This window comes from Pseudoalteromonas sp. H71, from assembly GCF_001468485.1.
Taxonomy (GTDB): Bacteria; Pseudomonadota; Gammaproteobacteria; order Enterobacterales; family Alteromonadaceae; genus Pseudoalteromonas.
Genome location: NZ_LODI01000007.1, coordinates 17,719 through 40,636, shown reverse-complemented (window position 1 = coordinate 40,636; position 22,918 = coordinate 17,719). Strand labels below are relative to the sequence as shown.

Here is a 22,918-nt window from a genome sequence, read left to right as displayed (position 1 = left end):
GCCAATCATTGCACAACCGCCCATTGCTCCAAAAAAACCACACGTTATATTTGCAGCGCCTTGGCCAATACACTCTTTGTTACTGTGACCACGTGTTTCAGTAATTTCATCAATTAAGCTAAGCGTTAATAATGACTCTATCAGGCCGATAGCAGCAAGTATAAGTGCGTAAGGGAAGATAATTTGCAGTGTTTCTAAATTAAATGGCACCATAGGAATATGAAACTCTGGCAACCCACCTGCGATTGTTGCTGCTTCATCACCTGTCATCCCTTTTAAAAAATCTAATACGGTATGTGCTTCAAGGTCTAAACCAATAACTAAGCCTGTCACCGTTACAATCGCAACCAAAGATGAAGGAATAGCCGTTGTTAACTTTGGAAGGAAATGAATAATAGCCATTGTTAACGCAACAAGCCCTAACATAATAAACAATGGTTCACCTGTCATCCATTGCTGACCGCCCATACCATCAGGTACTTTAAACTGACCTAACTGGGCTAAAAATATAACAATAGCTAAGCCGTTTACAAACCCCAGCATTACAGGATGCGGTACCATACGTATAAACTTACCGAGCTTGAATATTCCCGCGAGTATTTGCAAAATACCCATCAGAAGCACGGTTGCAAAGAGATACTCAACACCATGATCAAGCACTAAACTTACCATTACAACCGCTAAAGCACCGGTTGCACCTGAGATCATGCCTGGGCGGCCACCGAATATAGCCGTAATTAAACCTACGATAAACGCGGCATATAGACCAACTAAAGGTTCTACATTTGCAACAAAGGCAAACGCAACAGCTTCTGGCACTAGGGCTAACGCCACAGTTAAACCAGATAGAATATCGTTTTTAGCTGAGCTTGGCGCCCTGCTTAGTAAGTTAAACATTGAGATCCTCAGGTGTATTTTGGGTATAAAAAAAGCGCTAAATTTTAGCAAATTAGCGCTCATTTAACAATTACATTGTGTTTTTAAACTAAATAGCTTTAAAAAGTTATCTGTTTACAAAGGTAGAGATGTGCTGCGTTTTACACATGTCATTGTCACGTTTGAATGCACTTCCTGTACGTACTCTAAACTTAATAAATTATCTCGAACAAAATGTTCGTAGCCTTCTATCCCTTGTGAGATTATTCGCAACATAAAATCCATTGTGCCTGCCATTGTATAACACTCAGTGACCTCATCGTAACTCATGATCAATTTTTCAAATTCAGCTAGATTTTTTTTACCGTGATTAGATAAACGCACATGTGCGTACACCAACATATCAAAGCCAAGTTTCTTCTCATCTAACAATGCCACTTTGCTTTTTATGTAGCCGTCTTGCTCTAGTTTAGCAATTCGACGCCAACAAGGTGATTGAGATAAGCCGACTTTATCTGCTATTTCAGCAGTTGATAGACTTGCGTCTTGTTGCAAAAGTGCCAAAATTTGGCGATCTACGTGATTTAGAGACATTTTATTTCTTATTTATCAAATAAACTGGTTAAATTATACAACCATTTTTAAAAACAGTCTGCTTATTTTTAATTTTTCTATGTATAAATTACTCATAATTAATACATTTAACTCACTAGCCGTACTGCCCACTTACAAAAGGATTCGTTTTAATTTCATGGTCAACGGTTGTTTCACCGCCATGACCAGACAAAATCGCGGTCTGTAAAGGTAAGGTTAGTATATGAGCCTTAATAGACTCTATAAGTTGTTGACTATTCCCTTTAGGAAAGTCAGTACGTCCTACGGATCCTTTAAATATAACATCACCAACAATGACACATTGTTCATTTTTTTCGTAAAATACAATATGCCCTGGTGTATGGCCTGGGCAGTGAAATACATCAAATGTTAACTTGCCTAGACTCAAAGTATCACCGTGCGATAACCATTCGTCAGGGTAAAATGGTTTAATAGGTGAAAAACCAAACATTTGAGCTTGCATTGATAAATTTTCAAACCAAAAATGTTCATCCTTGTGTGGGCCAATAATCTTAGTATTAAACTGCTTACGAAGTACGTCTGCTCCACCAACGTGGTCTAAGTGCCCATGGGTTAACCAAACAGCTTTAAGGGTTAAATTATTACTCTTTAAAGCTGCAATTATTTTATCGCTGTCACCGCCAGGATCAACAACGACTGCTTCTTGGGTACTTTCGCAAGCTATTATTCTGCAATTTTGTGCAAAAGGAGTCACTGGTATTGTTATAATTCTCATCACTATATTTCTTTATCTTTTTGATCTGGTATTGCTATTTCTTCTTCAAACGACATAAGTATTGGGTACTTTAGATATGCTTCATCATAAAATGGGCTGTGCTGATACAACCAATCTAAGCGAGCATCAGCATCACTTGCAAATGACTTTTCAGTTTTTAATTTTTGGTCAAATTGCAAAGCAAATTTTGGCTTTTCTTTTAACATATTACGAGCAAAAGGGATCAGTGCGTAATTTTCCATATACTCAGTGCGCTGAAAAATCGTGTTAAATTCTCCCCATGAAAAAAACGAGTCAGGCGCCTCTGGATGCAGAAGGTGGACAGCCAATTCCCCTGCTTTTTGTTGAGTTGTAACTTCAAACCAACCGTCTAAATTTACATTAATAGCAGGTTTATAATCGAAAGTAGCCGTTACCCTAAATCTTCCTTCAAACGGTGACTTAGCAAACGAGTGCTCATTTATTTTTGCCTGTTTTAATGGTTGTGTGTTTTCACCAACTAATTTATTCACAGACACACCATGAAGCGACAGTTTTTCAATTAAATCGGTGTAAACAGGTGGTATAAAAAATGCCTTAGGTACTTCAATACGTTTTTGTACATCTTTTTGCCAATATACCGGTAAATTTGTATAGTCTTCTTTCTCACCAATATATTGAACTTCTGTTTGACCCGATAATGTACTCACTTTTGACGTATAACGAATACCTTTAAATGCAATTTCTACAGGGTCTTTACTATAGCCTCGTTGAACAATAAGCTGCTTTGGTACAAATGCGTGTTCTTTTTTTACTGCATTAGCTAGTTCATGTCCATGCTTTGATAAAGCATCAATTGCTCCGTCAATAAACACGTAAGTGCCCAATACACGCTGCTTATAGGGTTTTAATGAGTGGTTTTCGACTAAAATTGTAGGTAATGATTTTAAGTCACCCCAACCGTTCGAAAAACGGGGTGTAGCAACCCAACCCGCAAGCCCTTCTTTAAAGTTGCGCTTATTCATAACAAATACAAGAGGCCCAGGAATATGCCCTTGCGATGCTAACTTATTATCTATAACCGGTTTAAAGTATCTATCTAACGTATCAGCAATAGCAGGAGATTCACTTGCAAACACCGGATTATATCCATAGGTCACATCGTATTGATAATCGGCACCGTCAGTAACATGCACATCAATATACAGGTTTGGGTTATAGTCATTAATAACCTTTAAAACACTTTTAACTTCGGGTGTTTCAAGTTTTGTGAAGTCACGGTTTAAATTTAAATTATTTGCATTGGTTCTAAAACCCATTTTACTCGGGCCGCGTTGATTAATGCGATTAAAATGGCTGCTTCTTTCATGTCCGTCAACGTTTAAGATTGGGATAAATAAAATATTTACTTTCTTTAAAATATCTCTACGTTTGCCTGTAGCTATGTCCCGTAACAACATAAACATGGCGTCTTTACCGTCAATCTCGCCAGCGTGAATTCCCGCTTGAATAAGCACTGTTGGCTTAGTGCTATTGGCAAGCTGATCTGCATCAAAAAAACCTTGCTCAGTCGCTACCACCATTTTAATAGCACGCTTACTATTACTAAAACCTATTATTTGCGATTTAAATTGAGTCGGATTTGCAGCAACTAAACGCTCTACAAAAGCCATTGTGTTGTTGTAATCAGGAGATATATAACCATCTGAAAGCTCAAAATCCGTTGTCAGAGGCCCCGCCTGTTGTATCAGCGATAAACTTTCTCCTTCCCAAGGTAGCAAAGGGGGTAAATGGCTATCGTAAGTCATACTTGCAGTTAAAAAGACTAAGCTGGCTAACATATTATTCTCAAAAAACGCTTTAATAGCCAAATTATAACAACTTAACCAATCGTTACGAAAAAACTGCGGTAGTTCAACAAAAAACACAGCCTAAGGTAAGTTAATAATGTATCAGGAATGTTTTATTGAGATTAAAGCATAATTAGCATCCAATTAAATACACTAGGACATGTTGAGCTTTGCGTTTAAAAGTTTATTTAAACTAGGGGCTATATAATCACGGCACGAGGTTTATAACCTAGTGAACTCAATAACGGCTCCTGGGTTATATTTTTTGGCTTACATCCATGTATTAATAAGTAAAATCAAAGCTACCGTGCTCTGCTCATGCCCATAAGCCAAATACATTTAGGCAACAGAGTGTAAATGGCACCTAGGAAGAACCCTATGGACACCGCCTATTTGCTATTAATGCTACGTAATCGCCAATTCATAGAGAATAACTACACAAAATAGCCTCTGCCTTGCCTAAAGATTAAACAGACTTTCGTCAATTTAACATTAACAAACCAATAAACCCTCGCCATTTAAATCAATCACGGCATATTATACTCAGCAGCTTAGAATCCCTCTTATACTAATTCGTTTAATTAAATGAGTTTTTTAAACTGAAAAAAACGTGTTAATAGTTAGGCAAAAAACTCGCTATTTAGTCGTTCTAAATGAAAATTTCAAACGCTGGTAGTGACACGTTTAGCCCCGCAAAATAATTAGGTATTATTGTGGATCGGTATTATACCGTGGTGTTTTTATATCAAATTTTAGGCACAAAAAAAGGAGCCAATGGGCTCCTTTTCAGTTCTTATAAAAAAGCTTAAGCGGCTAGGCCTTCTTTAGCTTTTTCTACAAGCGCTGCGAATGCAACTTGGTCGTAAACAGCGATATCTGCAAGGATCTTACGATCGATTTCTACAGAAGTCTTTTTAAGACCATTGATAAAACGGCTGTAAGACAGACCATTTTGACGTGAAGCAGCATTGATACGTGCAATCCATAATTGACGGAAAGTACGTTTCTTCGCACGACGGTCACGGTAAGCGTATTGACCCGCTTTAGTAACAGCCTGGAAAGCTACGCGGTAAACACGTGAACGTGCTCCGTAGTAACCTTTTGCTTGTTTTAAAACTTTTTTGTGACGTGCACGTGCGACAACGCCGCGTTTAACTCTTGCCATTTCTAAAAACCCCTATTAAGCGAACGGTAACATACGTGAAACTAGACCATGGTCATTTTTATGAACCATCATCTTAGGACGTAGGTGTAACTTACGCTTAGAAGTTTTCTTAGTCAGAATATGACGAAGATGCGCTTGTTTACGCTTGAAACCGCCAGAAGCAGTCTTTTTGAAACGCTTAGCAGCGCCACTGTGACTTTTTAGCTTATAAGCCATTGCAATAACTCCAATTGTATTGCTTTTAAATTAGTAAGCAGGCGTGAGATATATTTCTATAGCTCCACTTTTAGGCCTAACTTACTGCCATGTTCCGGTGAAAGCCCAACATAAAATGATGCAACTTTACTTTAAAACCGGTTAACTCAGGTGAATATTTACATATTGCTTGCAGACCTGAGCTAAATTCGGTGAGCATTATTACTTAAAAATTACTTTTTAGCAATAGGTGCCATCATCATAACCATTTGACGGCCTTCAACGCGATTTGGGAAAGACTCTACTACTGCTAAGTCTTCTAAATCGCCTTTAACGCGGTTTAATAGTTCGATACCAATTTCTTGGTGAGCCATTTCACGGCCACGGAAGCGGATGGTAATTTTAGCTTTATCGCCAGCTTCTAAGAACTTACGTAAGTTGCGAAGCTTAACCTGATAGTCACCTTCATCCGTACCAGGACGGAATTTGATTTCTTTAATCTGGATTTGCTTTTGCTTCTTCTTCTGCTCTTTCAGTTCTTTGCTTTTTTCAAAGATGAACTTACCGTAGTCCATAACCTTACAAACAGGCGGCTCAGCGTTAGGGCTAATCTCTACAAGATCAACACCCGCTGCATCAGCCATAGCTTGTGCGTCTTTTAATGACTGAATGCCAGCTTGTTCGCCGTCGATGTCGATTAAACGAACTTCTTGAGCTGTAATTTCTTCGTTAATACGATTTTTTTGAGCTGTTTGTTGCCCTTTCTTGCCGCCTCTAATGGTACGTTCCTCCAAGAATATCAATAATATAAGCGTGTAGATGGCTTTTAGTAATCGCCCTACACGCTCGATTTTTACTGTCGATTTTTAATCTCTTCGCTTATTTTAGCTACAAAATCATCGACATTAAATTTACCCAGGTCTTCACCTGTTCGCGTACGTACTGCTACTTCTTGTTGTTCAACTTCTTTATCGCCAACAACTAGTAAGTAAGGTATACGCTTTAATGTATGTTCACGGATTTTAAAGCCAATCTTCTCATTTCTCAAGTCAGCAGCGGCTCTAATTCCAAGTTTATTTAATTTTTGTACAATTTCCTGCACATAAGGTGCTTGTTTATCAGTGATATTCATAATCACTACTTGCTTTGGTGCAAGCCACGTTGGGAATAAACCAGCATACTCTTCAGTCAAAATACCGATAAAGCGCTCAATTGAGCCCAAAATAGCACGATGTATCATAACAGGTGTGCGTCGTTCGTTATTTTCTGCTACATAAGTAGCACCTAAACGACCCGGTAATGCAAAATCTAGTTGCACTGTACCACACTGCCACGCTCTGTCTAAACAATCGTACAAAGTAAATTCAATTTTAGGGCCATAAAACGCCCCTTCACCAGGAAGGTAATCAAATTCAATGTCGTTTGCTTTAAGTGCATCGGCTAATGCAACTTCAGCTTTGTCCCAAATTTCATCGTCGCCAATGCGTTGTTCCGGGCGAGTTGAAAGCTTAACCACAATCTTTTCAAAACCGAATGTCTCATAGGTATCATAAACCATCTTAATACACGCTGACACTTCGTCCATTACCTGCTCTTCTGTACAGAAAACGTGAGCATCATCTTGTGTAAAACCACGTACACGCATTAGTCCGTGTAAAGCACCTGATGGCTCATTTCGGTGACAACAGCCAAACTCGGCCATACGTAATGGTAGGTCGCGGTACGATTTTAAACCTTGGTTAAAAATTTGTACGTGACCTGGGCAGTTCATTGGCTTAATTGCATATTCACGCTTTTCAGATTCCGTTGTAAACATGGCGTCTGAATATTTTTCCCAGTGACCTGATTTTTCCCATAACGAACGGTCCATCATCATCGGACCTTTTACTTCTTCGTATTGGTACTCACGTAATTTTTCACGCACAAACTCTTCAAGCTCGCGGTAAATGCTCCAACCATCGTTATGCCAAAATACCATACCCGGCGCTTCTTCTTGCCAGTGCCATAAATCTAGAGCTTTTCCTATACGGCGATGATCACGTTTTTCAGCTTCTTCTAAACGCTTTAAATACGCTTTAAGTTGCTTTTTATCACCCCATGCTGTGCCGTAGATACGCTGTAACATTTTGTTTTCAGAATCACCACGCCAATATGCACCTGCTACTTTCATTATTTTGAAGTTTTGGCAGAATTTCATATTTGGTACGTGAGGACCACGACACATGTCTACATATTCTTCGTGATGGTATAACCCTGGACGATCATCTTTTGCAATGTTTTCGTCCAAAATTTCAATTTTGTATGTTTCGCCACGCGCTTCAAACGTATCGCGAGCTTCTTGCCAGCTTACTGTTTTTTTCACTACGTCGTAGTTTGTTTTTGCAAGTTGTAGCATACGCTTTTCAATAGCATCTAAGTCATCTTGTGACAAAGAATGTTCCATATCGATATCGTAGTAAAAACCGTTATCAATAGTAGGACCAATCGCCATTTTAGCTTCAGGGAAAAGTTGCTTAACTGCATGTCCAATCAAGTGAGCACAAGAGTGGCGAATAATTTCTAGGCCGTCGTCATCTTTAGCAGTAATGATTTCAAGGCGAGAATCTTCACTAATTAGGTCACACGCATCAACACGATCACCATTAACACGACCTGCTATGGTTGCCTTAGCAAGACCAGGGCCAATATCATTTGCTACATCAAGAGTACTTACAGGGTTTTCGAAACTACGCTGACTGCCGTCAGGAAGAGTAATAACTGGCATTATAAATCCTTACATACAGTGGTGACACCTACAATGTATCACGTGTATTTTTAAATAAAATTAAATGAGAATGACTCGACAACGCTCTTACGAATAAGCATTGACTATTTTTCGCCTAACAGGCTGATGTAGATGCTGAGTCTGCTCAACTACAAAAATATATTGTCGCGTGAGCGAGAAACAATTACAAGTTTAAAGGCTCTGTTAAAGGTGTTATTTTGCTTAAGTTTGTAAATTTAGATAAAAACAATGACAATTTTGAGAAATGCGTAATAAAATTTCGTCTTATTGCTTATTCTCGCAATTTAATAGATGTTGCGTATAATACACAACAATTAAGTTTTATTAGAGAACAGCAATGAGAACATGTGGTGTAGAAATTACCGGTAGTGACGTACTACTTTGTATTTTAAGTAAAGATAACGACGTTTTTGACATTCGCGATGTGCGCCAAACACGTTTTACCTTAGGTAATGGTAACGACACTGAAGTAATGCGCAAATTTCAATTTGATTTTGCAAAACTAATGCAAGATTACCAAATTGACTCTGTGGCTATTCGCGAACGCCAACCCAAAGGTAAATTTGCAGGCAGCGCTAAAGGTTTCAAAATGGAAACCGCTATTCAGTTAATTGAAAACCTAGATGTTCGCGTGTTCTCAACAACTGAAATTAAAGAACAAGTGAAACGTAACCCTATCCCTATTGCTTTTGAAGAAACCGGCCTTAAAAAATATCAAGAAAATGCGTTTGTTAATGCCTACGTATACATAATGAAAAAAACGTACCGTAGCGACGAAATGTAATTTAACAAGCTTTAAAGTAAAAACGCGCCTAAATGGCGCGTTTTTTATGCATAAAACCGAATGATTTTAATTGTAGTTACTCAGCTGGCTTTAAAAAATAAGTGTGTGCAAATTCATTATGAATACCCGCTAATTCAATTTGTATTTGGTCAATATATTTATGCAAAAAACCATTTTTTAATTGCCTTACTTCTTCTGATTTTAACTCTTTAATTGCAATCTCAATTAAATCGATAATACCTTTTGAATTTGGTAAAACACTTACCTGCTTTTTTAACTCCATTAAACAAAACATTATAGAGCGAGGAAACACTTTACTGTGCATTATAAATTCAAGCACATCTGAGCGCTGCACGCGTACACCCATCTCTTGTCGGTACATTTGGTACGCACTGAGTGAACGTAATAAACTTATCCATTGAATATTTTCAAATGGTTTTGCTTCATCGCTAGTAATAAGTGTTTCTGAGCGAATATCTAAAATTCGCGAGGTCATATCTGCGCGCTCTATTAATGAGCCAAAGCGTATAAAAGTAAATCCATGATCGTGGTTAATTGTCGCATCTAACGCACCAAAAATTAAATGAGCTGACTCAATGATTTGTTTTAAATAAGCAAATCGACCGCGCTTTGTTAACCCTTCTTTTTGGTTATCTTTTACATAATAATATAAAGAGTTAATTTCTTCCCATACATCACGCGGGATCACGTCACGAATGGTACGTGCGCTTTCGCGAGCACTAATAATCGAATTTAATATCGAGGAGTTATTATCACTACCTACCAATAAATAACACAGCGCTTTTTGCTCGCTATAATCGGTATGGTTTTCTTGGTATGCTTTTCGCGCGCCAATAATATCTATTAACGGCTCCCACCCAGTACAAACACCTTTTGGTAAGTCCATCATTAGCATATTATTTACGTTGATTAAACGAGCCACATTTTCAGCACGTTCAACATAGCGAGCAACCCAATATAAAGTTTCACCTACTCTTGATAACATATTATTTAGCCTCCTCGTCCACAATCCATGTATCTTTGCTGCCACCGCCTTGTGATGAATTAACGACTAAAGAGCCTTTAACCATCGCAACTCGCGTTAAACCGCCTGTCGTTATTTGTGTGTCCTTACCTGATGATAAAATAAACGGCCTTAAATCAGCGTGGCGCCCATCTACCTGCGTTCCATCAAGCGTGGGGACAGTTGATAAATCAAGTGTTGGCTGTGCTACCCAGTTGCGCGGATCCGCTTTGATTTGAGCAATCGTTTCTTGTTGTTCTTTTTTAGTCGATTTAGGGCCAATTAATAATCCATAACCGCCAGACTCGTTAGCTGGCTTCACAACAAGCTTATCAATGTTTTGAATGACATGGTCACACTCTTTAGGATCGAGGCATTTAAAGGTCGGTACGTTTTCAAGCTTAGCTTCTTCACCCAAATAATACTTTATTATTTCAGGTACATATGCATAAACAACTTTATCATCGGCAACACCTGCACCAGGTGCATTCACAAGGGCTACGTTCCCTTTAGACCATGCACGCATCAAACCAGGGACACCTAATTGGGACTCAGGTAAAAATGCTTCTGGGTCTAAAAATAAGTCATCTATTCGACGGTAAATTACATCAACTCGTTGTAATCCAGTTATGGTTCGCATGTATACACAGTCGTCTTTTTCGACGACTAAATCTCTACCTTCCACCAGCTCACACCCCATCTCTTGAGCAAGGTAACAATGCTCAAAATATGCCGAGTTAAATACGCCAGGTGTTAGTACAACCACTTCGGGTTTATCTTGCTTACGTGGAGACATAGCCGCTAACATATCAAATAATTGCGATGGATAATCATCAACAGGTAAAATAGTAGTTTGTTCAAATAGTTCAGGAAAAACCCGCTTCATTACAGAGCGGTTTTCAAGCATGTAGGATACGCCAGAAGGCACACGCAGGTTATCCTCAAGTACATACATAGTGCCGTTGCCATCGCGCACTAAATCAGAGCCACAAATGTGTGCCCATATTTTATTAGGTGGGTTAATGCCTACACACTGAGACCTAAAGTTAACGGACTTTTCTAGGAGTCCTTTTGGGAAAATCCCATCTTTTATAATTTTTTGATCGTGATATAAATCATCAATAAATAAATTTAAAGCCTCAACGCGCTGTTTTAAACCAACCTCTACACTTTGCCATTCTTTTTTACCAATAGTGCGTGGGATAATATCAAACGGCCACGCTCTATCGATCATGTTACCTTCGTTGTAAACCGTAAAGGTAATACCCATTTCCTTAATCGCTAAATCAGCAACCGCTCTAGCTTTTATGAGTTCTTCTTCAGATAAACCAGCAAAAAATTGCGCAAGCTGTTTGCCATGCGATCGAATATTACCTTGTGCGTCTATTAATTCATCAAAAAAGCCATTCGTTTGGTACGTTTTCCAATCAATTTTCATACACCCTTCCGTCTTATCCATAATAACTATGAAGTTGTTAATTTATTCTAATCGAATCATATCTACAGCTACGTCAAGTAGTTGAGAACCCCCACCAAATACAACACCTTTAAGCGGTGTTACATCAGAAAAATCACGCCCTACTGCAAGTGTTATATGTTGCCCACTTGGTAAAATATTATTTGTTGGATCAAAGTCTACCCAACCAAAATCAGGAACAAACAGTGCAAACCATGCATGGGTTGCATCTGCGCCTTCAAGCTTTTCTTCACCTTCAGGTGGTAGTGTTTCTATATAGCCGCTAACATACCTAGCAGCTAAGCCAATGCTGCGTAAACACGCGAGTGCAAAGTGTGCAAAGTCTTGGCAGACGCCCCTTTTTTGTGCAAAAACAACACTTAAAGGTGTGCTTATAGTTGTAAAACCGGGATCATAGTGAAACTCATGAAATATTCGTGCCATTAAATCCTTACAGGCATCTATCAAATTAGCATTAGGTAAGAACGACACTAACGCATAATCCTTATAGGCTTCTTCAATGGGTGTAAGCTGAGAGGGCAAAATAAATTCAGATATTTTTAATAATTGTGCTGTATTTGGTCTTGCTAAAAAATTACGCGCTTCTTCCCAGCTAATGACAGCAGTATTTAAGTTTTTATTTGCAGTCGTAATTAGTTCAACTTCACTTATCATAGTCACTGTTAGTTTTTTATGTTGCGTTACTATTTCAAACGTAGTGACTTTATTATCAAAGTAATCTATGAATTCTTGAACATAGTTAGCAATAGGCTCTATCTCTATGCGGCTACTATGACAAATTTGCCCACGATTAGTTTTAGGTGTTAAACGTGCTTGGTTTTGGCACAAACTTACAAAATCAGTATAGTTATAGGTTGTCGAGTGCTTAATTTTATATTTCACGATTGAGCTTGCTCAATATTGGTCCAATTCAATTTATTAGCCGTTTGTGTGTGAGAAAAATACTGCATTAATAATACATCACAAAAAGTATCTAGGTTTACTCTTATGTTATGGTTAAATTCAATTAAATGTTTGCGCTGTCCGCTTTCTGTTGTTTGTAGATAATCTTTTTCGGTTACATAACAACTCGTTTTGGAGAGTAAAATAGCTTTTTCATGAGCTGCAATTACGCCTTGCCTGCGTTTATTGGGTAAATGTTGGCAAAGCTGATTTATTTGCTCAAGTTGAAATAATAGTGAGCGAGGATACTCTGCATCTAATAATAGTAACTCAAGCCCCGTACCTATTGTTTGATACATTCTATAGCGGCGTTTATGAGTTACTAAACTCACTTGGCTGCTTAGTACGGCCTCTAATAAACCTAGCTCTTCAGGTTCATCTAGTTTTTGGGTGAGTAATGTATTTCCCAAAGAGATTATTTGAAGACTGCGCTCGATGCGCCTACCTATCTCAAGTAAAAACCAACCATTACTGTTTGGCATACAATCTGCCAGAGAGCCGTTAAAAGCCATAATAAGGCCAATCACTTTATCTAAAATACTTTGAATGGTGCGCGTAGATATATTGATATTAACGTGCTTAAGTATTTTTATTTGCTCGTTCATTTCATCAATAATACGACGACTATCATGTGATAACAGCTCTTGTACTTGTACCGATGCATTAGCTAAATATTTAAGCGTATTAATAATACTGCCAGCACATTGCTCATCTGCAAGTAACACAAAAGCACTTTGCTTAGCATCGCGGGTTTCAAATTCCTCATTTGTAATACTTTGCTCAATATACGGGTATACAATATGTTGCGACTTAATAGCAGTGAGTAACCTAGTAACAATATTACGCCTTATTAAATCGGGATATATAGCAAGTTCTGTATAGCGGTCGATAAAAATACGTAGGATCCTAATAGTATTTTCACAGCGTTCTAAGTAACGTCCAAGCCAAAATAAATGCTCAGCGGTCCTACTTGAAATAATTCCTTCTAGTAGGGTAACGTCCATTCTTTTACGAATAGGTACCGGTGCATTTTGTTCTTCTAATTCAATATTATCGACCGTGTTTACCCATGTATCTTTGAGGCCCCCTGATTTACCAGCTGAATTTCGTGCCTGTGTAGATAAACACAACGCCGAAGGCAGAACCTCTATACCTTGCTCTGTTGTTAACGCATAGCATCTAAAAATAACAGGTTTGGCTATTAGCTTACCGTCTTGCCAAAAGGGGGCACTACTAAATACAGGCTTTTCTTGAAAGTAGTACGCATCTGGATTTTGTTGAATATGTTGTTTAATTTTTTTTTCGTCTAATACACCATCGAGCTTAAAATCGGGGTTTTTGAAGCTTGTGAATTCAAGTGTGCTCCAATCTAAATCATCAGCTTCAGTGGCTTTATAATACTTAGCCCCTGGAATTAATAATGGCTCACCCAAAAGCTGCTCACATAGCTTATTTAAGTTAAATTGAATAGCTGCAGATGACAATACACCACTACCAAACGGATTTAAAACTTTAACGGTGCCCTCGCGTACAGCTTGTAATAACCCTGCAATACCGTGTAATGAATATTCAGTTTGTTCCAATGAGTCAATACTATTGTCGGGGATCCAACGCAAAATCACGTTGATTTTTCCAAGCCCCTGCAATGACTTTAGCCACACTTCGCCGTTTCTTACCGTTAAGTCGGCGCTTTGTACTAAAGTATAGCCAAAGTAGGTTGATAAAAACGCATGCTCATTATAGTTTGGATCGTCTATACCTTGGGTTAAAATAACAATTCGAGGGTCATCCATATAATGAATATATTCATTAATACCCTCTTGAAATAGGTTTAAAAAGTCTTTTATTTGCTGCACATTGCATTCGGCAAATTCTTCAGCCATTACACGGCGCGCAATAATCCTACTTTTTAGTAATAACCCAAGCCCAAGTGGGCATTGGCAGTGATCTTTTAATACTTTAAATTCGCCAGAAGGCGTTCGATACACATCAAGTGCCGTAAAAAATAGTTTAAGCTCGTCTTTAGGTAAACTAAAGCCCTCACGCATAAAGTGACTGTCTTGATACAGGTTTTCGGCACTAATGTGCCCATTTAAAAGTAGCTTTTGCTCAGAATAAATATCATTTTGAACTTTGTTAAGTAGTGAGGTGCGTTGCTTGATCCCTTTTTCAAGGGCTTTCCAATCATTGCCGGAGAACATAAATGGCAGTGGATCTAAGTCCCATTGTTGATTGTTTTCACTTTTAATATTGCCATTTTGCAGAAGCTGACGAATTTCAATTGCTCGGCTGCTTAAGTCTTCGCTCGTTAAGCTTGATAAACGATTAAATAATGTATCCCAATGCTCAGGCCTCAAACCACTGTGATTTGCTAACTCGTCATGCCCGTGGCCTTTTTCAAGATACACAGACAACCACTGTGGTAACTCAGGCATTGCGTTATTATTTATATACAAATTAAAGTGCTCCATCTTAAAGTTATATCGTTAACTTTAAAGCTAGGATTGAATATAGGTTATCCCACTTTAATTAATTTAAAAGTGGAATAACATCATTATTAAGCTTATTTATGCTTTATTTGAATCGTGGTTGACGTCTTAAATCAAGCGTATTTGGGTAATCCATATTAACGTTTTCTTCATCAGGTACAACAAAGTCACTCACCGTTTCTGCGCTCGTAAACGTACGCGTTGCCGCTGAAGGGCTCCAACTTGGTTGATCGGATGCTAACAACGATGGCGTATGACCGTGTTCCCAAAAACGTGCAACTCTGCGCCCTTCAGCTTCAAATGCATTAACAGGTAAAGTTTCAGGGTTGCGTCCTCCAGCATGGCTTACATGATAAACAAATCCGCCTAGTGAGCGCCCTTCCCACGTATCAATTAAATCAAAGACTAAGGGGGCATGTACGCCAATAGTAGGATGTAGTGCTGTAGGTGGCTGCCAAGCTCGGTAGCGAATCCCCGCTACAAGTTCATCATGCCCTTTTCCTTTAACCCCTTTTAACGGCACTCTACGGCTATTACAAGTAACAATGTATCTATCGCTTATAGCGCCTTTTACTTTTATTTGTACACGCTCAAGGGATGAATCTACATAACGTGCAGTACCTGATGCACTAGCCTCTTCACCTAGAACATGCCAAGGCTCTATTGCGGTTCTTAATTCTAGGATTACGTTATCGAGTTCGCGTGTGCCACAAACCGGAAACCTAAATTCAAAAAATGGATTAAGCCAGCTTAATTGAAACGCAAAACCTGCTTCTTGTAAGTCACGCGTTACTTCAGCTAAGTCGTCTTCGACATACTGAGGCAGTAAAAACTTATCATGAAGCTCTGTACCCCACCGTACCAATGGTTTGTGGTAAGGTTTTTTCCAAAACCAAGCAAGTAAGGTACGCAGTAATAACATTTGCACCAGGCTCATTCGCGAGTGCGGCGGCATTTCAAAACCTCTAAACTCGACAATACCTAAGCGCCCCGTTGGCGAATCAGGTGAATACAGTTTATCAATACAAAACTCTGCTCTGTGCGTATTACCTGTTAAATCGACCAATAAATTGCGTAGTAGTCGGTCCACTAGCCATGGCTCAGGCACTTCGCCCTCAGGCATATGCGAAAAGGCAATTTCAAGTTCATAAAGCAGCTCATCACGCGCTTCATCTACACGGGGTGCTTGGCTTGTAGGGCCTATAAATAAACCTGAAAATAAATAAGATAACCCCGGATGATGCTGCCAATAGGTAATAAAGCTTCTTAATATATCTGGACGGCGTAAAAATGGGCTTTGATCAGGCGTTTCGCCTCCAAGTGTTACATGATTACCACCACCAGTACCTGTATGGCGACCATCTGCCATAAACTTATCGGTACCTAAGCGCGTTTGTTTAGCAAGCTCATACAGTGTTGTTGTTCTATCAACTAGCTGCTTCCATGAGGTTGAAGGATGTATATTTACTTCAATAACACCTGGGTCAGGTGTGACTGCATATTTTTCTATACGGCTGTCTTTAGGTGGGCTGTAGCCTTCTATAACAACGGGTATTGAAAGCGCTTTAGCCGTGCTTTCTATTGCATTTAATAATGCGATGTAATGTTCAAAATGACTCGTTGGCGGCATAAAAATATATAAACGCCCTTCTCGCACTTCAAGTGCCATAGCCGTTTTGATCATTTCGCTACCAATAAAGCCTTTTTTAAGTTTTTTAGTTTTCTCAAAACTTGTTGGTATATCAAATGGGTCACGGTCAATTATATTGCCGCTCCACTGTAAACTATCAAGTGGTAGTCGATAGCCCAGCGGTGATTCACCGGGTAGTAAAAAGCAGTGTTCACGTTTAAATTCCCACAGGCAGGATTGCCAGCAGTGTCTACCTTCATTAAATTGTAATGGCAGCACATAACCTACAGGGTTTTCTATTCCTTTTTCCATTTTTGCTAAAAAGCCTTTTCGGCTCATGGCATTTAACAACTCAGGCTCTTTTGGGCCGACCTCTTTAGGTAACGAAGCCTCTTGCCATAAATGATATAAAATATCCTCATAGGCAGTTGTAATTGCTTTTGTTTCTAAGCCTATTTGCTCGCAGAGCTTTTCGGTAAAGCGCTTAGTGTCTGTGTGATCTAATTTATAGTTTTTATTAGGATCAGCGAGTAAGTTTGTATCTTTCCAAAGCGCTTGTCCGTCTTTGCGCCAGTAACATGCATATTGCCAACGAGGTAATGGTTCGCCTGGGTACCACTTGCCTTGTCCGTAATGTGTAAAGCCGCCTTTTGTATATACCTTATTCATAGCAACAAATAAGTTTTGGGCAAGTACGCGCTTTTCTTTGCCGTCTGCTTCTGTATTCCATTGCGGGTGCTCCATATCGTCTATTGAAATAAACGTAGGTTCACCGCCCATTGTTAAATGGATCCCTTCTTGATTGTAAATATCATCAACTTGTAAACCTAAACGGTTTATAGCGCTCCACTGTGTTTCAGAGTATGGCTTAGTTACACGCGGGTCTTCATGAACACGCGTCACTTTATTATAAAAACTAAATTCAGATTCACATTCATCAATACCACCCGATACCGGTGCAGCAGAGCTTGGCTCAGGCGTGCACGCAAGCGGGATATGCCCTTCGCCTGCAAATAAGCCTGACGTTGGATCAAGCCCTATCCAACCAGCACCAGGAATGTAAACCTCGGTCCATGCGTGTAAGTCGGTAAAATCCTCTTCAGGGCCGCTTGGACCATCTAATGATTTTTGATCTGACGTTAGTTGAATTAAATAACCAGAAACAAAGCGAGCAGCTAAGCCTAAATGGCGAAAAAGTTGCACTAATAACCATGCAGAATCTCTACACGAACCAGTACCTTTAGTTAGTGTTTCATTTGCCGTTTGAACGCCAGGCTCTAAACGAATGCCATACCCTACCAAGTTATAAATAGCTTGGTTAACCGCTACTAAAAAATCAACACTTCTAATAGGCTTTTCAGGGCGTAAAGACTCAATTAAATCGACGAATTTAGGGCTTGGCTTTCGCTTTTTTAAATAAGGATTAAGCTCTGCTTTTGACACTTTATCGTATTCAAAAGGGAACTCTTCTGCGTATTCTTCTAAAAAGAAATCAAAAGGGTTAATTACGGTCATTTCAGCAACAAGGTCAACCGTAAAGCTAAACTCCGTTGTAGGCTTATTAAACACAACCCTTGCTTGATAATTGCCAAAAGGGTCTTGTTGCCAATTTATATAGTGATCTTCAGGGACTATTTTAATCGAGTAGCTTTTTATTTTTGTGCGGCTATGCGGAGCAGGACGTAAACGAAAGATATGTGGCCCCATGTTTACCGCTCGGTCGTACTTGTATTGAGTATGGTGCGCTATACCAACAGTAATTGTCATTGATTAATTCCCCTTTAATAATGTATAGCCAGTTAGGTATTACAAAATATGACTTATCCTAAGCAATATTGTGCAATTTATATTCCATAAAATTTTTACTTATACGAGGCCTTAAAAACTGCTAAAAAACACACATTGGCCATTCACATAGATATTAGTTTTCACAAATTTACGTAATTAAAAAAATTTTGCCTTTGTTTTGGTGCAAACGCTGCACCAATAAAGACTAAAATTTAGTCTTTATTAAATTACAACAATTTAAAATATTGAATATTAACAAAGAAAAATATCCATTAATGTTTTACTAACTGTATTCTATAAAACCATTAATGGCTAAATAAAAAACAACTGATTTAAATTATTTCACTTTAAATAAGCACGCCGAGCATTAAAAAATAGTTCATACTAAATACTGCTATTTAAATTTATAAAGCTGTTATAGTGGAGCGATTTTTAACCATTTATGTTTTAAGAATTAGTCAAACTCAGATTAAAGCAAAACGATTAAAGTAATATTAATCTTCACGCTTTTATTATCATCAAATGCACCATGGAAATGTGCAAATGACACACCCTTAATTAAAGGACACCTATTTATGCAAACGCTAACTGATACTGGCGATAATTTAGTAAAAGATATATCTGCGCGTTATGGCCTTAGCTACGATGCCGTAGTGCATATGCTAATAGCAGTAAATCATGGTGGCGGCTCAATGGCTCAGTTTAATTGCCCTGAGCTTGGTGGNCGGGTCAATGGATGCGAGGTGGTATGACCATGGTTGGTGATATGTTTAATAACGGGTTAAAAAATACCGTCGATAACTTATGTAATGAACTAGCTAACCTTTTAAGTGCTAATCAGGTATTTCCTGTAATACCAGCAGGTACAACAGGTAACGATCAATGGTGGCCAACTGATTTAGGAAGCCCTTTTAGTAGTGGCGCGCAAAATAATATCCGTTATGCGGTATTCCAAAACAGGTTAGCCATTGAGCTAAATGGCCAAATAACTATTTACGATACGCTTGATCACCAAATTAGTGGTGTAAGCCAGCAACAAGGTAGCGATACTTCTCTTACGTTTAACAGCCAGTGGGGAAACATTAGCGTAAATAGTTTGCCATTAATTTCACAACCAACAAATACTATTATTCAACCTGAGCAACAAAATTTTGCACAAGCAACACAAGTCCCTATTGAGCAACCTGTAAATAACCCAGCAAGTGATCAACAAGCTCAGCAAACGCAACAAAAAGCGGTAAATAATATAATAAATTCACAAGGGAATGTTTTGCCATTTTCGGTAACTGAAACTCTCGAAATAATCGAAAAGCTTGCGCATTTAAAAGAGTTAGGTGCGCTAAGTGAAAGTGAGTTTAATACTAAAAAGACTGAATTATTACAACGCATATAATGCGTAACTTTGCGACTGTTCACGTGCATAACCCATTTTGTTGTTTATGCCCTTTTTTGCTAGTTCGGTAAAAATATGAAAACCTTTAAATGTAACTGTAAAGATAACCTCACCATTTTTTTTGAAAGTAGTCATTGTTTAGCCTGTGGTCGTACTTTAGGAATTGACGACAATTTTAACCTTGTTGAACCCTACGAATTTAACGAGAAAACAGGGTTATATTTCAAGACAGAGCAACCCACTGTGCCTTATCAAAAATGCGATAACAACGCACACTTTGGCGCATGTAATGGCATGGTTAATTTAAATACGTTTGACCCCCCCGTAGATAAAGACGAAACGCTCTGTTTTGCGTGTCGCTTTAATGAAACAGTTCCCGATTTAACTATAGACAAACATATTCCGCTTTGGCGCAATATGGAAACGGCTAAGCGCCGTGCTTTATATACTTTAAAGGCACTTTGTGTTCCGCTTAATAACTTAAACCAAGACCCTGTAAATGGTTTAAGTTTTGACTTTATAACAGACAGAAACGTAAACGATCACTTTGTTACAAAGCTCGCTGGGCATGAGGATGTTTTTACCGGACATAATTGTGGGCATATCACTATAAATTTAGCCGAAGCAGATGATATAGCGCGCTCACATACAAAACATGCAATGGGTGAGCGCTACCGTACGTTACTTGGTCATTTTCGACATGAATTAGGCCATTATTATTTTGATCAACTCATAGCCAACTCACCAGAAAAACACGCTTTATGTAAGCAATACTTTGGCGATGATGCGCTTGATTATCAAGCAGCGCTCGACTTACATTATAAAAATGGTGCACCCGCTAATTGGCATGAAAACTTTATTAGCGAGTATGCCACTATGCACCCATTTGAAGACTGGGCTGAAACATGGGCTCACTACATGCATATTATTGACACACTAGAGACTGCAAAAAACTTTTCAATTACAGGCTCTATTACCGGTAGTGAATACGAGATAGATGAAGCCAATGAGCTAAGACTGCCACAAAATTCACACTATTTTTATGGGCAAACTTCAATAACATCAATTTTAGATAGTTGGATGGAGTTTTCGATTATATTAAATTCTCTTAACCGCAGCATGGGTTTAGCCGATGCCTATCCGTTTGTGTTAACGCAAGCAGTAAGAACAAAGCTTGAATTTATTCATCATGCAATTCATAACAGACTTAACTTAATGCCCAATTTAGTTAACACATCTACTGACTAACTTAGCGTATTTGGCATAAGGTTTTAAGATACTTATGCCTCGCTTTAGATGCAATCCTTATATACTACCTCACAATTATGACTAATACATTAGTCTAACCACCCTTCTCTTTGTCGACAATATATGTTTATTTAAACTTTAGTTTATGTACGTCACACACATCGACACGGAGAAAACAAATGCACACACAACATAAAGCGGTTAAAGAAGTAGAACTTATAAACATATTACCGTTGTCACAAAGCTATTTTAAAGGCTCACAAAATACACCTTTAACCAATAAAACCATTGGGGCCTACTTTGATTTTATTGTCGACAAAAACCCTAATTCGCTCGCGGTAGTAGTCAATCATCAAAACATCCGTTTAACCTATAGAGAGTTTCAAAAAGAAGTAAATCAACTCGCGATGGGGCTATTAGCCATAGGCGTTAAACCAGGTGAACGGGTAGGAATTTGGTCACCTAATAACATTCAGTGGTGCCTAACTCAAATTGCTACCGCAAAAATTGGTGCCATTATGGTATGTATAAACCCTGCATATCGCCCGAGCGAACTGACTTATGCGCTAAATAGCGTAGAATGTTCCACTTTAATTACTGCAAACAGTTTTAAAGGCAGTAATTATATAGAGATGCTAACTAGTTTAGCGCCAGAGCTTAACCAATCCGACCCAGGTAAACTTGAGTCAAAAGTACTACCGAGCCTTAAAAACGTTATTAGTATTGGTGATGATCCCATCCCTGGTATGTTTTCGTTTTCACATATTATGCAGTTAGCTACACCCGCGCATCAGATCGAGTTACACGCTATAGCGGCTAATTTAAACGCCGATCAGGACATAAATATACAATTTACATCAGGCACAACGGGCAACCCCAAAGGCGCTACACTGACTCATAAAAATATTTTAAATAATGCGCTTTTTGTTGCCGACTCTATGCGGTTTACACATAAAGACAAACTCTGCATTCCTGTTCCTCTTTATCATTGCTTTGGTATGGTTTTGGGGAGCCTCTTGTGCATTACCAAAGGTGCTGCAGCTATTTATCCAAGTGATTCATTTGATGCAAAAACAACACTTGATGTAGTTGAACAAGAAGGCTGTACAGCACTACACGGTGTTCCCACTATGTTTATTAGCCAACTTGAGCTCAGTAGTTTTAATAAATATGACTTAAGGTCACTTAGAACCGGTGTTATGGCAGGCTCTACTTGTCCTGAACAAGTCATGCGTAAAGTTCAAACCCAAATGAATATGCATCAGGTTTTAATTGCCTATGGGCAAACTGAATGTAGCCCTATAAATAATATTACTGAAACTGACTCATCAATAGAGCGCCAAGTAACCACTGTTGGGCGCGCCCTTGCTCATACTGAGGTTAAAATTATTGATGAACTGGGCAATATTCAAAAAATAGGTTTACCTGGTGAAGTATGTTCAAAAGGTGCAGGCATAATGCGCTGCTATTGGAATGACGAAGAAAAAACAAAAGCCACAATAGATAGTGACGGCTGGCTTCATTCAGGCGATTTAGGTGTTATGGATAGCGAAGGGTTTGTAAGTATTGTTGGGCGAATTAAAGACATGATTATTCGTGGTGGTGAAAACGTTTACCCTCGAGAAATTGAAGAGGTGCTTTATACATACCCCGGCGTACAAGACGCCGCTGTATTTGGTATTAGCGATGAAAAATACGGTGAAGAAGTGTGTGCGTGGATTCAGCCAAAAGAAAATACAACGCTCGATGAACAGGCAATTCGTGCATTTTTAAAAGACAAGTTAGCCTACTTCAAAATGCCTCGGTATATTCGTTTTGTAGAGAGCTACCCAATGACAGTCACAGGCAAACTACAAAAATTTAAAATGCGCGAGCAAATGCACGAAATATTATTAGGTAAATCATTTTCATAACATATACTTGCCCAACACCACAAAATACA

General features: G+C 38.7%; 16 protein-coding genes. 3 read left to right on the top strand and 13 right to left on the bottom strand.

Annotated features, from left to right (window positions below):
- The 8 genes from ATS71_RS18830 to thrS form a co-directional block, all read right to left on the bottom strand.
- Positions 1-897, bottom strand: an 897-nt coding sequence (locus ATS71_RS18830) for a SulP family inorganic anion transporter (RefSeq protein WP_268801445.1), incomplete at its 3' end; no start/stop codon positions are given.
- 114 nt (positions 898-1,011) lie between these two features.
- Complete coding sequence (locus ATS71_RS05650) at positions 1,012-1,470, bottom strand: Lrp/AsnC family transcriptional regulator (RefSeq protein ID WP_002960703.1); 459 nt, start codon at positions 1,468-1,470, stop codon at positions 1,012-1,014.
- A 115-nt stretch (positions 1,471-1,585) separates the two neighbouring features.
- Positions 1,586-2,227 (bottom strand): MBL fold metallo-hydrolase, encoded by a 642-nt coding sequence (locus tag ATS71_RS05645; protein WP_058403928.1) that lies wholly within the window; start codon positions 2,225-2,227, stop codon positions 1,586-1,588.
- Between the two features lie 2 nt (positions 2,228-2,229).
- Complete coding sequence (locus tag ATS71_RS05640) at positions 2,230-4,047, bottom strand: M14 family metallopeptidase (RefSeq protein ID WP_058403972.1); 1,818 nt, start codon at positions 4,045-4,047, stop codon at positions 2,230-2,232.
- An 814-nt stretch (positions 4,048-4,861) separates the two neighbouring features.
- Positions 4,862-5,221 (bottom strand): 50S ribosomal protein L20, encoded by a 360-nt coding sequence (gene rplT, locus ATS71_RS05635; RefSeq protein WP_002960711.1) that lies wholly within the window; start codon positions 5,219-5,221, stop codon positions 4,862-4,864.
- A 15-nt stretch (positions 5,222-5,236) separates the two neighbouring features.
- Positions 5,237-5,437 (bottom strand): 50S ribosomal protein L35, encoded by a 201-nt coding sequence (gene rpmI, locus ATS71_RS05630; protein WP_002960713.1) that lies wholly within the window; start codon positions 5,435-5,437, stop codon positions 5,237-5,239.
- Between the two features lie 212 nt (positions 5,438-5,649).
- Positions 5,650-6,210, bottom strand: coding sequence for a translation initiation factor IF-3 (gene infC, locus ATS71_RS05625; protein WP_006794470.1), 561 nt, complete (start codon positions 6,208-6,210; stop codon positions 5,650-5,652).
- Positions 6,211-6,269: 59 nt separating this feature from the next.
- Positions 6,270-8,180 (bottom strand): threonine--tRNA ligase, encoded by a 1,911-nt coding sequence (gene thrS, locus ATS71_RS05620; RefSeq protein ID WP_058403927.1) that lies wholly within the window; start codon positions 8,178-8,180, stop codon positions 6,270-6,272.
- A gap of 358 nt (positions 8,181-8,538) precedes the next feature.
- Between thrS and ATS71_RS05615 the strand changes: the two genes are divergently transcribed.
- Positions 8,539-8,985, top strand: a complete 447-nt coding sequence (locus ATS71_RS05615) for a DUF3010 family protein (RefSeq protein ID WP_058403926.1) — start codon at positions 8,539-8,541, stop codon at positions 8,983-8,985.
- Between the two features lie 76 nt (positions 8,986-9,061).
- Here ATS71_RS05615 and ATS71_RS05610 read toward each other — a convergent pair whose 3' ends face one another.
- The 5 genes from ATS71_RS05610 to ATS71_RS05590 all read right to left on the bottom strand — a co-directional run bounded on the left by ATS71_RS05610 (position 9,062) and on the right by ATS71_RS05590 (position 18,314).
- Positions 9,062-9,991: an alpha-E domain-containing protein gene (locus ATS71_RS05610; RefSeq protein ID WP_058403925.1), complete on the bottom strand. Its 930-nt coding sequence runs from the start codon at positions 9,989-9,991 to the stop codon at positions 9,062-9,064.
- A gap of 1 nt (position 9,992) precedes the next feature.
- Complete coding sequence (locus ATS71_RS05605; RefSeq protein WP_058403924.1) at positions 9,993-11,447, bottom strand: circularly permuted type 2 ATP-grasp protein; 1,455 nt, start codon at positions 11,445-11,447, stop codon at positions 9,993-9,995.
- Positions 11,448-11,489: 42 nt separating this feature from the next.
- A complete protein-coding gene (locus ATS71_RS05600; RefSeq protein ID WP_058403923.1) occupies positions 11,490-12,368 on the bottom strand; it encodes a transglutaminase family protein in 879 nt (292 codons plus the stop codon).
- Positions 12,365-14,884: a circularly permuted type 2 ATP-grasp protein gene (locus ATS71_RS05595; RefSeq protein ID WP_058403971.1), complete on the bottom strand. Its 2,520-nt coding sequence runs from the start codon at positions 14,882-14,884 to the stop codon at positions 12,365-12,367. The genes ATS71_RS05600 and ATS71_RS05595 overlap by 4 nt, the downstream gene beginning before the upstream one ends.
- A gap of 118 nt (positions 14,885-15,002) precedes the next feature.
- Positions 15,003-18,314: a transglutaminase family protein gene (locus ATS71_RS05590; RefSeq protein ID WP_082653591.1), complete on the bottom strand. Its 3,312-nt coding sequence runs from the start codon at positions 18,312-18,314 to the stop codon at positions 15,003-15,005.
- Positions 18,315-19,803: 1,489 nt separating this feature from the next.
- On the opposite strand from ATS71_RS05590, the gene ATS71_RS05580 reads away from it, so the two are divergent.
- Complete coding sequence (locus ATS71_RS05580) at positions 19,804-20,976, top strand: zinc-binding metallopeptidase family protein (protein WP_058403922.1); 1,173 nt, start codon at positions 19,804-19,806, stop codon at positions 20,974-20,976.
- A 179-nt stretch (positions 20,977-21,155) separates the two neighbouring features.
- The gene (locus ATS71_RS05575) at positions 21,156-22,889 is read left to right on the top strand and encodes an AMP-binding protein (RefSeq protein ID WP_058403921.1); all 1,734 of its coding nucleotides are present in this window, start codon (positions 21,156-21,158) and stop codon (positions 22,887-22,889) included.
- The last annotated feature ends 29 nt before the right edge of the window (positions 22,890-22,918 follow it).